Genomic DNA, 14,056 nt, shown 5'->3' with positions numbered 1-14,056 from the left:
TGCCCAGCATGGACAACATGATCGACAAGGCAGAGGACCCCGGTGCCGGGAACGGCACGGACGTCGCCGGATTCCCCCGCCGGTTCGCCCGTTCCCGGCGCTTCTCCCTCGGCGCGCCGCGCGGCTTCACGGTCTCGCCCGACGGACGGCGGGTGCTGTTCACGCGCACCGGCGGCGGGCTGGACCCACTGAGCCGGCTGTGGCTGTACGAGGACGGGCGGGAGCGGCTGCTCGCCGACCCGACGGCGATGACGGGCGGCACCGGCATACCGGACGCGGAGCGGGCACGGCGGGAGCGGGCACGCGAGCAGTCGGCGGGCATCGTGTCGTACGCGACCGACCGCGAGGCGCGGCTGGCCGTGTTCGCCCTGGGCGGCGCGCTCTGGGCGGTCCGCACGGACGGCACCGCGCCCTTCCGGCTGCCGACGGCCGGGCCGGTCGTGGACCCGCGGCCCTCACCCGACGGCCGTCATGTCGCGTACGTCAGCGGCGGCGCGCTGCACGTCGTGTCCGTGGCGGGCGAGGAGCTGCTCCGCCTGGCGCCGGAGGAACCGGAGGTCACCTACGGCCTGGCGGAGTACACGGCGATGGAGTCGATGGGGCGCTCACGGGGCCACTGGTGGGCGCCGGACGGGCGGGCGCTGCTGGTCGCCCGTGTCGACCCCACGCCCGTACCGCTGTGGTACCTCGCCGACCCGGCCGACCCGGCGAAGACGCCCCGCCCCCTCCGCTACCCGGCGGCGGGCACCACCAACGCCGACGTCACCCTGTCCGTGGTGACGCTCGACGGCCGGCGCACGGAGGTGAGCTGGGACCGTGCGGCCTTCGAATACCTGGCCACGGCCGGCTGGGACGCGCACGGTCCGCTGATCGGTGTGCAGAGCCGCGACCAGCGTCACCTGCGGGTGCTGACGGTGGATCCGGACACCGGCGCGACCGGGACGGCGGGCGAGCGGCACGACCCCGCGTGGGTGGAGCTCGTCCCCGGCACCCCGGCCCGCACCCGCTCCGGCGCCCTGGTGGAACCCCTCGAGTCCAAGGACACCAGGCGGCTGGGGATCGGCGGTCACCCGGTGACCCCCGAGGGGTTGCACCTGGCCGCAGTGCTCGGCACGGACGGCGAACGGGTGCTGTTCACGGCCTGGGAGGAGCCGACCGAGTGCCACGTCTGGTCCTACGAACCGGGTCACGGTCTCACCCGGCTGAGCCGGGAGCCGGGCATGTACACGGCCGTCATGGGCGGCTCCACGGTGGTGCTGGACGGCCTGACCCAGGACGGGCACACGGTGACGGTCCTGCGCGACGGCGAGCCGGCCGGTTCGATCGCCTCGTCCGTCGCCGACCCCCTGCTCGCGCCGCGGCCGGAGTTCCTGACGCTCGGTGAGCGGGAACTGCCCGGCATGCTGTTTCTGCCGTCCTGGCACGAGCCGGGGGCGCGGAAGCTGCCGGTGCTGCTCTGCCCGTACGCCGGGCCAGGGGTGCGGCTCGTGGTGCGGGCCCGCGCGTGGTGGACGTGCGTGGCGCGGTGGTTCGCCGAGCAGGGCTTCGCGGTGCTGATCGTGGACGGCCGGGGCACGCCCGGCCGGGGGCCCGCGTGGGAGAAAGCGGTGCGCGGCGACCAGCTGACGCCCGTCCTCGAGGATCAGGCCGACGCGCTGCGGGCGGCCTGCGAGCGGTACCCGGACCTCGACCCGGGGCGGGTGGCGATCCGCGGCTGGTCGTTCGGCGGTACCGTCGCGGCGGCCGCGGTCCTGCGCCGGCCCGAGGTCTTCCACGCCGCGGTCTCCGGTGCGGCGCCGACCGATCAGCGGTTGTACGACACACACTGGAAGGAGCGCTTCCTCGGCCACCCGGACGAGGAGCCGGAGAACTACGCGCGCTCGTCGACGATCGGTGACGCGGGCCTGCTGCGCCGCCCGTTGCTGCTCGTCCACGGCATGGCGGACGACAACGTGGCCGTGGCCCACACGCTGCGGATGTCGGCGGCGCTGCTGGCGGCGGGGCGGCCGCACTCGGTGCTGCCGCTGGTGGGATCGACGCACATGGCGGCGGAGCGGACCACCGAGAACCTCCTGCTGTTCGAGCTGGACTTTCTGCGAAAGGCACTCGAGCGCTGAACGCGGGCGGCGTCGGGCCCGTAGGTCTCCTTGTACCGGTCGCATCGCGTGCCCGTCGCGTCGTGCACCGGTCGCGCGCACGACGGCGGGCCCGGCACCGGCCCGCCGACAGTACGGCAACGGCACCAAGGAGCGAACATGACGCACACGTCACCCGCCCCGGGCGGCGCGAGCCGCCGCAGCGTCGTCGCGGCGGTCGGGGCCACCGGCCTCGCCGCCGCGCTCGCGGCGTGCGGCTCGGACGAGAAGTCGACGACGCCCGGCACCCCCGACGCGGATGCCACGCCCGACACGGCGCGGCCGCCTTCCACGGCCGGGCAGGAGTCCTCGGCCGCCGGGGCCACCGGAGGCCGGGCGCTGGCCCGGACGTCGGAGATCCCGGAGGGCGGCGGGAAGGTCTTCGCGGACCGGCGGGTGGTGGTGACGCAGCCCTCCAAGGGTGAGTTCAAGGCGTTCTCCGCGGTGTGCACCCACCAGAAGTGCGTGGTCAAGGACGTGTCGGACGGGACGATCAACTGTCCCTGCCACGGCAGCAAATTCAGCATCGAGGACGGCAGCGTCCGGCACGACCCGGCGAAGCTGCCGCTGCCGGAGATGAAGATCTCCGTGCAGGGCGACTCCATCGGGCTCGTCTGAGGTCACGGCGGCCGGGCGCGGCCGCGTTCAGCGCGGCCCGCCCGGGCGCCGCCACCCGCGCAGGACGGCGTCGGTGGTGGTCATGGTGGCGACGAGGGCCAGAGTGTGGCGGACCATCGCCGCGGTGTAGTCGGCCGGCACGCCGGCGATGGCGTCGGCGGGGACGACGGCGGTGTAACCGAGGTTGACGGCGTCGAAGACGGCGTTGGGGATCGCGACGTTCGCCGAGACCCCGGTGACGATCAGGGCGCGGCAGCCGAGATTGCGCAGCAGCGCGTCCACGCCGGTGCCGGCGAGCGGCGAGAGCCCGTGCAGTCTCCGTACGACGAGGTCGTCCTCGCCGACCGGGATCGGCTCGGCGACGCGGACGGCCAGCGTGCCGGTCAGCTGCTGGACGGGCAGTCGTTCGGCGGCGCGGAAGAGGCGGGCGTTGCGGCCCGCGCCGCGGCCGTCGGGGCGGCGCTCGGCGATGGCGTGCACGACCTGGACGCCCGCCGCGTGCGCGCCCTCGACGAGCCGTGCGACGTTGCCCAGGGCGCCGGAGGCGCGGGCCACGGCGGCGAGCTCGGGCAGTGCGCTGTCGGGGCCGACGACACCGCGCTGGCACTCCACGGTCAGGAGCACGGTCGTCGCCGGGTCGAGCCGCTCACCGGGCTGGTCCTGCGGCGCCATGGCGCGCTCCTCGTCGGCTTCTCGGTACGGTACGGGCGGGCCGCGCAGGCCCCGGACCCAAGTCGCGTGAGGGTAGCGGGCATTGCGCGACGGGGGAAGTTGCCCGATGATTTCCGACGTCCATGATTTCTGACGTTCAGTCAGCTCTGGGGAGGGTGGTGCGGGAGATGACCGCTACACAGCGGCGGGGCCGCCGGATCATGATGACGCAGCCCGAACTGGACGCCTTCCTCACCGAGCGGCGCACCTGCCGAGTGGCCACGGTCGGCCCCGATGGGCGGCCGCACGTCGGCGCGCTGTGGTTCGTCTGGGACGGGGCCGCGCTGTGGCTGTACTCCCTGACCCGCAGCCGACGGTGGGCCGATCTGCGCCGGGACCCGCGGGTGGCGGTGGTCGTCGACGACGGCCGGGAGTACGGGGAGCTGCGCGGCGCCGAGCTGTCCGGCACTGCGGCGTTCGTCGGCGAGGCCCCGCGCACCGGCGAGCCGTGCCCCGAACTCGACGCTCCGGAGGCACTGTTCGCCGCCAAGTACTTCGGTCTGGACGTCATGCCCCATGACGGCCGGCACGCCTGGCTGCGGCTGACTCCGGAGGCCGTCGCCTCCTGGGACTTCCGCAAGCTGCCCCGCGCGTAGGGCGTCCACGAAGTCCCGTCCGGCCCCGCGCATCCCGGCACAGACCCGCAGCGTGTCGGTGTCACCTTGGCGCGCCCGACACGGCGGCGACCCTCCGCCTCACCGTCGCCCGCACCGGACGCCGCGGGGCTCCGAGCGCGGGCTCGCGACGTCCGCTCAGCCGGTCCGGCCGCCGACCGCTTCCCCCGCGGTGCGCAGCGCGTCGACCGCCGCCCGGATCGACGGCCTGCGGTCGGCGTCCGCCCGCCAGACCGCGTACACATGGCGGCACATGGTGTGCCGTACGGGCACGACCCGCACCCCGTCCGGCACCGGGCCCCGGCCGAGGCGGGGCGCGACCACGACCCCGAGCCCGGCGGCGACGAGGGCGAGCTGGGTGTGGTGCTCCTCGGCCATGTGCGAGATGCGGGGCTCGATGCCCTTGCCGCGCAGGGTGAGCATCAGCCAGTCGTGGCAGAACTCCCCTCGGGGCCAGGAGACCCATTCGTCGTCGGCGAGGTCCTCGAGATCCAGCTCGGCCCGGTCGGCGAGCGGATGACCCGCGGGCAGCGCCACGTCGGCGGGGTCGTCGAGGATCGGGGCCTTGGCCAGGCCGTCGGGCATCGGCAGCGGTTTGTTGTACCAGTCGAGGACGACCGCGACGTCGATGTCGCCGCGCACCACGCGCGGCACGGCCTCGTCGGGCTCCATCTCCTCCAGCCGGGCGCGCAGTTGCGGGTGCGCGTCGCGCAACTCCGCGAGGGCGGCGGGGAACAGCCCGCGGGCCGCGGTGGGGAAGGCACCGAGCAGCAGCTCGCCGACGGCCTGGCCGCGCTGCGCCTCCAGGTCGGCCTGGGCCAGCTCCACCTGGGAGAGGATGCGTGAGGCGTGCTCGGCGAGCAGCCGGCCGGCGTCGGTGAGCCGCACGCCCCGGCCGTTCTTGGCCAGCAGTTGCTGACCGGTCTCCCGTTCCAGCTTGGCCAGCTGCTGCGAAACGGCGGAGGTCGTCACGTGCAGTCCGTCCGCCGCGCCGCTGACGGAACCGTGGCGGGCGACGGCGTTGAGGGTGCGCAGGCGGTCCAGGTTCAACATGTAAGGGATGCTACGCGATGCCACACACAATTATTTGCTTGTTCTAATAGGTATCGCCCCTGCATGGTGATCTCCATGAGCGTCGTCGCATCAGGATCACCTTCCGCCACAGCCACCACCCGCCCCTCTACGGCAGGCCCTTCTGCCACCGGCCCCTCGACCGGCACCGCGGCCCGCCCCGGCGGCCCCGGCACCGCGGGAGGCTCCGGTCAGGGCCGGTCCACGGTGGACTGGCGCATCCGCTTCGGCGCGCTCTCGCTCATCTGGGGCTTCAGCTTTCTCTTCATCAAGCTGGGCACGGACGGCTTCGCCCCGCTCTACGTCTCCTTCGGGCGCGTGTTCTTCGGCGCCCTGGTGCTCGTCGCCATCCTCGCCGTCAAGCGGCAGCGACTGCCGCGCGGCGCCCGCACCTGGGGGCACCTCGCCGTCGCGGCGCTCCTGCTCAACGCCCTCCCCTTCTCGCTCTTCGCCTACGCCGAGCTGACCATCTCCTCCACCCTGGCCGGCATCTGCAACGCCACCACCCCGCTGTGGGGGATGGTCCTCTCACTCGTGGCCCTCTCCGAGGACCGCCCCACCCGGCGCCGGTTCGCCGGTCTCGGCCTGGGCTTCATCGGTGTGCTCACCGTCCTCGGCGCCTGGCAGGGCTTCGACGGGCAGGACCCGACCGGGACGCTGCTGGCCCTGATCGCCTCGCTCAGCTACGCGATCGGCTGGATCTACGTCCGGCGGACGCTGTCCGACACCGGCAACTCCCATCTGTCGATGTCCGGCGCCCAGCTGCTCCTCGCCACCGCCCAGCTCGCCGTCGTCGCCCCGGTGTTCAGCCCGCTGCCCACCTCGTTCCCCGTGGTGCCCGTGCTGGCGATCGTCGCGCTCGGGGCGCTGGGCACCGGGCTCGCCTTCCTCTTCCAGTACGGGCTGGTCGCGGAGGTCGGGCCGACGACCGCGACCATGACCACGTACTTCATCCCGGTCATCGCGACCGCGGCCGGTGTCGCCCTCCTTGACGAGCGGCTCACCTGGAACACCCCGGTCGGAGCGCTCATCGTGCTGGCCGGAGCGGCGCTCACCCAGGGCGGCTCCCGGGCGAAGGCCTCCCGCCGGCCCGCCGCCGACGCGGTCCCCGAGCCCACCCGGCGGCCGGCACAGCAGCACCCGGGGAAGTGACCCGGCACCCGATCCGGCCGGCCATCGGACAAGCGGTCCGGCGAACGGTCCGGCAACCGCCTCAGTCGTAACGCCCCGCCGTATCCGGGCCGGTCACGGACGCCAGCGCGTCCGCGACCGGCCCTATGTCGTCCATGGACAGGGGCGACACGGTCAACCGCACTCCGGGCGGGGAGGAGACCCGGAAACGCGCACCCGGCGCCACCGCCCACCCCGCTTGCAGCAGGCGCGCCACCGCCCCCGTCTCGTCCGGCACCGGAAGCCATACGTTCATCCCGCTGCGTCCGTGTGCCACGACCCCCCGGTCCCGCAGCGCCCGCACGAGCGCCTCACGGCGGTGTCCGTACGAGCCGGCGACCGCCGCGGCGTCCACCGCGCCGGTCCGCCAGAGGTGCGCCACGGCCCGCTGCAGCACATGACTGACCCAGCCCGGCCCCAGGCGCTGCCGCCCGCGCACCCGGTCCACGGTGACGGCGTCGCCGGTGAGCACCGCGAGCCGCAGATCCGGCCCGTACGCCTTCGCGACGGAGCGCACGAGTGCCCAGTGGTCGGTGCCGCCCGCGAGGGGGTGCAGCGGGAGGTCGACGATGCCGTGGCCGTGGTCGTCCTCGATGAGCAGCACGTGCGGGTGCCCGGCGAGCACGGCCCGCAGCTCACGGGCGCGCGCCGCGCTGACGGCCGCGCCGGTGGGGTTCTGCGCCCGGTCGGTGACGACCAGGGCCCGGGCCCCTTGCCGGAGCGCCCGGTCGGTGTCCTCGGGCAGCGGCCCGTCGTCGTCGAGCGCGACGGGGACCGCGCGCAGGCCGAGCGCGGAGATCAGGTCGAGGAGGCTGCCCCAGCCGGGGTCCTCGACCGCCACCTCGTCCCCGGGCCGCAGATGGGCGCTCAGCACGCGCTCGATGGCGTCCAGCGACCCGGAGGTGACCGCCAGCGGCCCGGCCGGGACGCGGTCCGCGTCGAAGGCGGCGCGGGCCATCCGCTCCAGCTCCGAGTCGACGGCGGACGAGCCGTAGAGCACCGGGCCCTCGGCGGCGCGCGCGGCGGCCTCGGTGAGCGCCTCGCCGAGCGGGGGCAGCAGCGTCGGGTCGGGGTTGCCGGTCGACACGTCACGCACGCCTTCGGACGCCTCCACGCGGATCAGCTCACGGTGCGTACTGGCCGGGCGGTGCCGCACCCGGCTGCCCCGGCGGCCCGCCGTCTCGATCACCCCCCGCTCGCGCAGGATGCGGTAAGCGGCCGCGACCGTATTGGGATTGACCCCCAGCTCGACCGCCAACTCCCGCATGGGCGGCAGCAGTTCGCCCGGAGGGAGCTTGCCCGCCCCGACGGCCCGCTCCACGTTCGCCGAGATGTCCGCTGCGCGACGGCCTTCGATCCGATAGTCTCCTAGCACAAAGCCAAGTATGCACTAGTGCAATGGAGAGCGCAATGTCGGCACCCGTCGCCCCCGCCTCGCAGGAGACGTCCGCGTACGAGCGGACCGAGCGGACCACCCTCACCCGCCACCGCGAGCGCGCCCACTACGACCGCGAGCTGGTCCACTCGATACTCGACGCGGGCTACGTCTGCCACCTCGGCTTCGTCCGTGACGGGGCGCCCGTCGTCCTGCCGACCCTCTACGGGCGCATCGGCGAGCGGCTCTACGTGCACGGTTCGACCGGCTCCCGCCCGCTGCGCGCCGCCGGGCAGACGGACGTCGGCCTCCCCGTGTGCGTCACCGTCACCCATGTCGACGGGCTCGTCCTCGCGCGCTCCGCCTTCAGCCACTCCCTCAACTACCGCTCCGTCGTGGTGCACGGCACGGCCCGGCCGGTGACGGACGAGGAAGAGGTGAAGGCCGCCCTCGACGCCCTCGTGGACCAGGTGATGCCGGGCCGCGCCGCCGACTCCCGGCCGGCGTCGCCCAAGGAACTGGCCGCGACGGCCGTGCTGGGCATCGATCTGACCGAGGTGTCCGCCAAGGTCCGCGACGCCGGGCCGATGGACTCCGAGGCGGACCTCGCCCTCCCCTTCTGGAGCGGCGTCGTCCCCCTCACCACCGGCTACGGCGCCCCGGTCCCCGCGGACGACCTCGCGCCGGGCATTCCCGTGCCCGGCTACCTCACCGCTCTCTGAGCGGGGCCCCGACCGCGGGGGCGGCCGCGCCACGCGCCTCGACGACGGCCAGCGCCGCCACCGCGCACAGGAGTACCGCCGTGCCCGCCACGGTCGCGGCGGTGAGGTGCTCACCGAGCAGGGCGACGGCGATGACCGCGGCCGTGACGGGTTCGATGAGCGTGACGACCGCGACCGTCGTGCCCCGCACCACCAGCAGACCGGCGAAGAACAGCCCGTAGGCGAGCGCCGTCGGCACGGTGACCAGGTACCCCATCAGCCACAGGGTGCGGCCCAGTTCACGCCCGTGCGGCCACAGCCCCTCGACGGCCGCGAGCGGCAGCAGGCAGGCCGTGCCGACGGCGAAGGACGTCAGCGTCGTGGTGAACGGGTCGGCGCCCGCGCCCTTCCGGCCCAGGAACCGCGTGGCGAGGGTGACGAGCGCGTATCCGGCGGCGGACAGCAGCCCGAGGGCGACCCCCGTCGGCCGCACCGTGCCCGTACCGTCGCTGCCCAGCATCAGCACGGCCAGCCCGAGGAGCGCGCCGCACACCGCCACCCGGCCGCCCGCGCCGAGCCGTTCGCCCATCAGCAGCCTGCCGCCGAGCGCCACCATCACGGGCGCGGCCCCCAGGGTGACGACGGTGCCGACCGCGATGCCCGTCCCGTCCACCGCCCCGAAGTAGGCGGTCTGGAAGACCGTGAGCCCCACACCGATGACCAGCGTCCGGACCGCCCGGCGCCGCTTCGGCTCGTACGGCCGCACGGGGCCCGCCTGCGCGCGGCGCGCCCGCACGGCCCCTACGGCGAGCAGGAGGACGAGGCCTCCGGCCGTGCGCCAGAAAGTGAGCGCGACGGGGCCGAGCCCGCTGCTGTCGAAGACCAGGGCGGCGGTCGCGCCCGTGGTCCCCCAGGCGGCGGCCGCGAAGGCCACGTAGAGCAGCCCGCGCCCGACGGAGGGCCCGGCCCCGAAGGGCCGGTCACCCGAGGGCAGCGGGGAGGAGACGCCCGTCTCAGGGCAGGGGGAAAGGGTGGAGCGTTGCATGACTGTTCTCCCGCGGAAGACAAGAGGTGATCGCGTGGTCCCCTGTGCGGGCAGCGGCGATCCGCCCGGGGCATCGCCCCGAGCCCGGTCCTCCGGGAGCGGCCGCCCGCGCTACGCGGCGGGAGGCGGCAGAACAGTCATCGGCATGATCAGCACACTAAGCCGGACGGGAGCCGCTCGACAACTCCCCCTCGACACCCACCGGGGCGGCTCCGCCGCCGGCCACCGGAGCGGCCGGGGCCGCCTTGGGCGTGGAGGTCTGCGCGATGAAGGCACCCAGCAGCACCACGGCGCCGCCCACGATCTGCGGCGTGGACAGGTGCTCACCGAGCAGCACCCAGGCCAGCACGGTGGCGACGACCGCCTCCAGGCAGGCGACCACACCGGCAACTTGCGGCGAGAGCCGGCGCACGGAGAGGACCCCGGTGAGGTACGCCGCCACGGTCGCGACCAGCACGATCCAGGCGAGCAGCAGCCCGGCCGGCACGGCCGCCCCTGCCAGCTCCGCCCGTCCGGCGAGCACCTGCCAGTCCATGGTCCAGGGGCTCGCGACCGCCGTCAGCAGCCCGGCGCCGATGAGCAGCCCGTAGGCGACGACCCCGACCGGGTCGACGGGCTCGTCGCCGTCGGAGCCGTGGTCGGACAGGACGAAGTAGCCGACCTGGCAGCAGGCCGCGCCGAGGGCCAGCAGCAGGCCCACGGCGTCGAAACCGAGCCCGGCCCACACCTCCACCACGCAGGCGAGACCGGCGACGGCGAGCACGACGCCCACGGCGGCGGCCCGGCTGACGGAACGTCGCTGGACGAACCGCACCCAGCCGAGCAGCAGGGCGGGCCCCAGGTACTCGACCAGCAGGGCCACCCCGACGGGGATCCGGGCGATGGCCGCGAAGTAGCAGGCCTGTACGCCCGCGACGGCGAGCAGCCCGAACCCCGCGAGGAGCGCGGGCCGGCGCATCACCAGGGCGCGGTGCCGCCACGCGACGGGCAGCAGGACCAGCGCCGCCCCGGCCACCCGGAGCCACACCACGTGGAGCGGGTCCAGGCCCGCCTCGATCAGTGGTTTGGCCGCGACACCGGAGCCTCCGAACGCGAGCGCGGACACCAGAGCCGGACCGAGGCCCGAGACCCTGCCCGTGCCCTTGACTTGAGACGATTGCATCGCTGCATCATGGCAGCCGTTGTCAGGGGCGTCACCCCCTTTGGCTCCTGGCGAATTCGCTACTTCTCCAGGTCAAAGAGGTTGTCGAGACGCGCGGTGAGGACGTCGGGGTCGACCCCGGCCCGGCGCAGCACGTGAACGGCCCGGCATCGGCGGTCGCGGGTCAGGGCCGCCAGCAGATCGAGACCTTCCGCCCGGTCCGCGCCCCGCGCGCGGGCGCGGGCTTGTGCGCCCTCCATCGCGGTGGCGGCGGCGGGCGACCAGCGGGGCACGCCCCCGTCGCCGGTCGCCGGCGGGAGACAGGAGTCCTCGACGGTGCCGCGCCAGCGCAGTCCGTAGCCGATGGTGCGCTGGACGAGGTAGCCGAGCAGCCGGGCGACCTGGGCCGGTCCGCCGTCGAAGGCCCGGGACGTCGCGGGGTCGACTTCCAGCAGGGTGTGCAGCAGATGAGCGGTGTCGACCTGCCGGTCGCCGTCGCGCTGGGCGCGCCGGCGCGCTCCCGCGACCGCGAAGGCCAACTGCGCGCTGAGCGGCTCTTCGCCCGCGGCGTCGGCCGGTCCGGTGTCAGGAGTACGGCTTTGCACCCTCCCACCCCATCAGTCCCGTCCTGACGGAGCATCCCCGGAGGGAAGCATTCCCGCATCCGACGCCAGTTGGGTACGGACGATCAGACTCTCATCCTTGAGGAGGAGGGCGCCGGATCCCCTCTCGGGGGCGTACGGCACTCATCCGCACGCCGCGTGCGCACCGGCACACAGCCACGCCGCACGCCCCGTTCGTCCCTCCCCCGTCATCGGACGGCCTCGCGCGGCTGCCGTGCCGGGGCCGCTGGGGCCTGTCCGGTGGATCTTCGCGGGCTCTCCACGACCGGCAGTGGGGCCGCCTCCAGCAGGGGCCGCGGGAGCTCGCCGCGCCGTCGGAGTCACCCGAGTACGCCCGGGACGAGGGCAGTCCTCCCCCGTGCGCTCACACGCACCGGACGTCGCTCGCCGATCCACGGAGATCCGCCGGACAGGCGCCCTAGGTGACGTTCAGCGTGGCTCGCCGCTCCCCGGCCGTGAACGTGTACTCCCCGCGCTCGACGCGCGGGCTCCCCGAGCCGTCGAGGTCGCCCGGCGTCACCGCGAGCACCCGCGCCGGGACCGTGAGACGGACGGTCCGCGCCTCGCCCGCCGCCAGCCGCACCTTGGTGAAGGCCACCAGCCTGCGCGGCGGGGCCAGCACCGCGCTGACCGGCCGGGAGACGTAGACGGGCACGACCGTCTCCCCGTCGCGCGCGCCCGTATTGCGCACCCGCACGCTCACCCGCACGTCCGCACCGGCCGGCACCGAGGGGGAGCCGAGTCCGATCGCGTCGAAGCCGTAGTCGGTGTAGGAGAGCCCGGCGCCGAAGTCGTACGCGACGTCGTGCGCGGATTCGGCTCCCGCGTTGGTCCCGGGCAGTTGCTGGTGGTGCACGGGCTCGTTCCCGGTCCTCCTGGGCCAGGACACCGGCAGCCGGCCGCCCGGGTTCGCTTTGCCGAACAGCACGTCCGCGACCGCGTGCCCGCCCTCGGTGCCCGGCAGCCAGGACATCAGCAGCCCCTCGGTCCCCGCCGCGTCACCCAGCGCGAGCGGCCTCCCGGCGATCACCACCACCACGACCGGCCGGCCGCTCGCCTTCAAGGACTTCACCAGGGCCCGCTGGTCCGCGGCGAGTCCGGGCCGCGGGCTGTCGGCCTCTCCTTCCGCCGCCGCCTTCTCACCGACCACCACGACCGTCACATCGGCGGTCCTGGCCTGTGCCACGGCGTCGGCCGCGTCCCGCGGCCGCACGATCCGGGTGCCCGCGGGTGCCGCGTGCCTGATCCCGTCGAGCACGGTCGTACCCGGCAGCCGCACCCCGTCGGGCACCCGCTGCCAGCCGACGGTCCAGCCGCCGGCCTGGCTGTCGATGTCGTCCGCGTGGTCCCCGGCGACGACGATCTTCTTCGTCGCCGGGCCGAGGGGCAGGGTGCCCTTCTCGTTGCGCAGCAGGACCTGCGACGCGGTGGCGGCGCGCCGGGCGAGGTCCCGGTCGGCGCCGAGCACCGCCGCGTCGGCCCGGTCCGCGTCGACGTACGGGTGCTCGAAGAGCCCGAGGTCGAACTTGAGCCGCAGCACCCGCCCGACGGCCTCGTCGATCCGCGCCCGGCCGACCAGCCCGCGCTCTACCGCCGCCCGCAGCCCCTCGGTGAACCGACGCGCGTCGTACGGCTCCATCGTCATGTCGACGCCGGCGTTGACCGCGAGCGCGATGGCCTGCGGGTAGTCGGCCGCGACCTTGTACCTGGTGTGCAGCGCGCGGACGTCCTCCCAGTCGCTGACGGCCACGCCGGTGAACCCCCACTGCTTCCGCAGCACCTTGGTGAGCAGGTAGGGGGAAGCGGTCGCCGGTACGCCGTTGAGGGCGCCGGAGTTGACCATGACGCTCTTCGCCCCGGCCTCGATCGCCGTGCGGTACGGCGCGAGGAGGGTGTCCTGGAGGTAGCGCGTGGACACGTCGGCGGGCACGCGGTCGTGCCCGTTGGCGGGTTCGGAGTAGCCGCCGAAGTGCTTGACCGTCGCCGCGACCCGCTTGGCGCCCTGTGCGCCCTCGGTCCCCCGCACATGAGCGGCGGCCAGGGTTCCGGCGAGCAGGGGGTCCTCGCCGTAGGTCTCGTAGTAACGGCCCCAGCGCTGGTCGCGGGCGAGATCGGCGACGGGCGCGAAGTTCCAGTCGACGCCGGTGGCGGCGACGGCCCGGGCGGTCGAAGCGGCGACGGCCCGGACGATCGCGGGGTCCCAGGTGGCGCCGAGGCCGATCTGGTGGGGGAAGACGGTGGCGCCGAGGACGTTGTTGTGACCGTGGACCGCGTCGGCCCCGTACAGCACGGGGATGTGCAGCCTGGTCTTCTCCACGGCGTATCGCTGTACCGCGTTGACCATGCGGGCCCAGTCGCCCGGCGTGTTCCTCGTCGGTCCCATGCCGCCGCCGGAGAGCACCGACCCGGTGGCGTGGTCGCCGAGCACGGTCTTCATGCAGCTCTCGACGAGTTCGCCACCGCCTGCCCGGCAGTCGCCCTGCATCCGCACGACGGCGATCTGGTCCATCTGCCCGATCTTCTCGTCGAGCGTCATCCGGTCCAGCAGATCCCGTACCCGCCGTTCCGTACCGGCGCGGGCGTCCGTATAGAGCGGCCCGCCCCCGCCCGCGGAGGTCGCGGACCCCGCGGGGACGGCGCCGACGGCGGCCGCACAGGCGGTGACGGCGGCGAGCACGGAGGTGGGGTACCGCCATCGCGGCGAGCGGGGCCGGCCGGTCGCGCGGGTCCGGCGGTTTCCGGGATTCCCACGGGGACGCAAAGCCATGGCGGCACTCCGTTTCTGTCGGATGCCGGAGTCTTTCCGCGCCATGACACACCGTCAAGGCACGACACCCCGCTCGTCCCCGGCG

At 74.5% G+C, this 14,056-nt stretch carries 12 protein-coding genes; 5 read left to right on the top strand and 7 right to left on the bottom strand.

Annotated elements, in window-relative coordinates; translation table 11 throughout:
• The first annotated feature begins 17 nt into the window (after positions 1 to 17).
• Together FHS38_RS24115 and FHS38_RS24110 are read left to right on the top strand one after the other, a co-directional pair.
• Positions 18 to 2,117: a S9 family peptidase gene (locus FHS38_RS24115; RefSeq protein ID WP_184736733.1), complete on the top strand. Its 2,100-nt coding sequence runs from the start codon at positions 18 to 20 to the stop codon at positions 2,115 to 2,117.
• A 138-nt stretch (positions 2,118 to 2,255) separates the two neighbouring features.
• Complete coding sequence (locus FHS38_RS24110) at positions 2,256 to 2,753, top strand: Rieske (2Fe-2S) protein (protein WP_184736731.1); 498 nt, start codon at positions 2,256 to 2,258, stop codon at positions 2,751 to 2,753.
• A 27-nt stretch (positions 2,754 to 2,780) separates the two neighbouring features.
• On the opposite strand, the gene FHS38_RS24105 is transcribed toward FHS38_RS24110, so the two are convergent.
• On the bottom strand, positions 2,781 to 3,425 hold the full coding sequence (locus FHS38_RS24105) for a cysteine hydrolase family protein (RefSeq protein ID WP_184736729.1): 645 nt from the start codon (positions 3,423 to 3,425) through the stop codon (positions 2,781 to 2,783).
• A gap of 167 nt (positions 3,426 to 3,592) precedes the next feature.
• Between FHS38_RS24105 and FHS38_RS24100 the strand changes: the two genes are divergently transcribed.
• On the top strand, positions 3,593 to 4,060 hold the full coding sequence (locus FHS38_RS24100) for a pyridoxamine 5'-phosphate oxidase family protein (RefSeq protein WP_184736727.1): 468 nt from the start codon (positions 3,593 to 3,595) through the stop codon (positions 4,058 to 4,060).
• Positions 4,061 to 4,216: 156 nt separating this feature from the next.
• On the opposite strand, the gene FHS38_RS24095 is transcribed toward FHS38_RS24100, so the two are convergent.
• On the bottom strand, positions 4,217 to 5,131 hold the full coding sequence (locus FHS38_RS24095) for a LysR family transcriptional regulator (RefSeq protein ID WP_184736725.1): 915 nt from the start codon (positions 5,129 to 5,131) through the stop codon (positions 4,217 to 4,219).
• Between the two features lie 75 nt (positions 5,132 to 5,206).
• On the opposite strand from FHS38_RS24095, the gene FHS38_RS24090 reads away from it, so the two are divergent.
• A complete protein-coding gene (locus FHS38_RS24090) occupies positions 5,207 to 6,301 on the top strand; it encodes a DMT family transporter (protein WP_184736723.1) in 1,095 nt (364 codons plus the stop codon).
• 61 nt (positions 6,302 to 6,362) lie between these two features.
• Here the strand turns inward: FHS38_RS24090 and FHS38_RS24085 are convergent, their stop codons facing one another.
• Positions 6,363 to 7,694, bottom strand: a complete 1,332-nt coding sequence (locus FHS38_RS24085) for an aminotransferase class I/II-fold pyridoxal phosphate-dependent enzyme (RefSeq protein WP_184736721.1) — start codon at positions 7,692 to 7,694, stop codon at positions 6,363 to 6,365.
• A 35-nt stretch (positions 7,695 to 7,729) separates the two neighbouring features.
• On the opposite strand from FHS38_RS24085, the gene FHS38_RS24080 reads away from it, so the two are divergent.
• Positions 7,730 to 8,416 (top strand): pyridoxamine 5'-phosphate oxidase family protein, encoded by a 687-nt coding sequence (locus tag FHS38_RS24080; RefSeq protein ID WP_229822084.1) that lies wholly within the window; start codon positions 7,730 to 7,732, stop codon positions 8,414 to 8,416.
• Here the strand turns inward: FHS38_RS24080 and FHS38_RS24075 are convergent.
• The 4 genes from FHS38_RS24075 to FHS38_RS24060 all read right to left on the bottom strand — a co-directional run bounded on the left by FHS38_RS24075 (position 8,403) and on the right by FHS38_RS24060 (position 13,881).
• Complete coding sequence (locus FHS38_RS24075) at positions 8,403 to 9,440, bottom strand: DMT family transporter (protein WP_184736718.1); 1,038 nt, start codon at positions 9,438 to 9,440, stop codon at positions 8,403 to 8,405. The two genes, FHS38_RS24080 and FHS38_RS24075, sit on opposite strands and share 14 nt — an antisense overlap.
• 157 nt (positions 9,441 to 9,597) lie before the next feature.
• Complete coding sequence (locus FHS38_RS24070; RefSeq protein WP_184736716.1) at positions 9,598 to 10,602, bottom strand: EamA family transporter; 1,005 nt, start codon at positions 10,600 to 10,602, stop codon at positions 9,598 to 9,600.
• A gap of 59 nt (positions 10,603 to 10,661) precedes the next feature.
• Complete coding sequence (locus tag FHS38_RS24065) at positions 10,662 to 11,186, bottom strand: Clp protease N-terminal domain-containing protein (protein ID WP_184736714.1); 525 nt, start codon at positions 11,184 to 11,186, stop codon at positions 10,662 to 10,664.
• Between the two features lie 436 nt (positions 11,187 to 11,622).
• Positions 11,623 to 13,881 carry a glycoside hydrolase family 3 N-terminal domain-containing protein gene (locus FHS38_RS24060; protein ID WP_184736712.1) on the bottom strand — a complete coding sequence of 753 codons (2,259 nt, stop codon included), beginning with the start codon at positions 13,879 to 13,881 and terminating at the stop codon, positions 11,623 to 11,625.
• Positions 13,882 to 14,056 lie beyond the last annotated feature (175 nt).

Source organism: Streptomyces netropsis (assembly GCF_014203545.1).
Classification (GTDB): domain Bacteria; phylum Actinomycetota; class Actinomycetes; order Streptomycetales; family Streptomycetaceae; genus Streptomyces; species Streptomyces netropsis.
Note: the sequence above shows the minus strand (reverse complement) of the source record. Positions and strands in the feature narration are given on the sequence as shown.

Bases quoted from the DNA above. Each gene is read 5' to 3' on its own strand.
- FHS38_RS24115 (WP_184736733.1), top strand. From the start codon at position 18: ATGATCGACAAGGCAGAGGACCCCGGTGCCGGGAACGGCACGGACGTC.
- FHS38_RS24110 (WP_184736731.1), top strand. From the start codon at position 2,256: ATGACGCACACGTCACCCGCCCCGGGCGGCGCGAGCCGCCGCAGCGTC.
- FHS38_RS24105 (WP_184736729.1), bottom strand. From the start codon at position 3,425: ATGGCGCCGCAGGACCAGCCCGGTGAGCGGCTCGACCCGGCGACGACC.
- FHS38_RS24100 (WP_184736727.1), top strand. From the start codon at position 3,593: ATGACCGCTACACAGCGGCGGGGCCGCCGGATCATGATGACGCAGCCC.
- FHS38_RS24095 (WP_184736725.1), bottom strand. From the start codon at position 5,131: ATGTTGAACCTGGACCGCCTGCGCACCCTCAACGCCGTCGCCCGCCAC.
- FHS38_RS24090 (WP_184736723.1), top strand. From the start codon at position 5,207: ATGAGCGTCGTCGCATCAGGATCACCTTCCGCCACAGCCACCACCCGC.
- FHS38_RS24080 (WP_229822084.1), top strand. From the start codon at position 7,730: ATGTCGGCACCCGTCGCCCCCGCCTCGCAGGAGACGTCCGCGTACGAG.
- FHS38_RS24075 (WP_184736718.1), bottom strand. From the start codon at position 9,440: ATGCAACGCTCCACCCTTTCCCCCTGCCCTGAGACGGGCGTCTCCTCC.
- FHS38_RS24070 (WP_184736716.1), bottom strand. From the start codon at position 10,602: ATGCAATCGTCTCAAGTCAAGGGCACGGGCAGGGTCTCGGGCCTCGGT.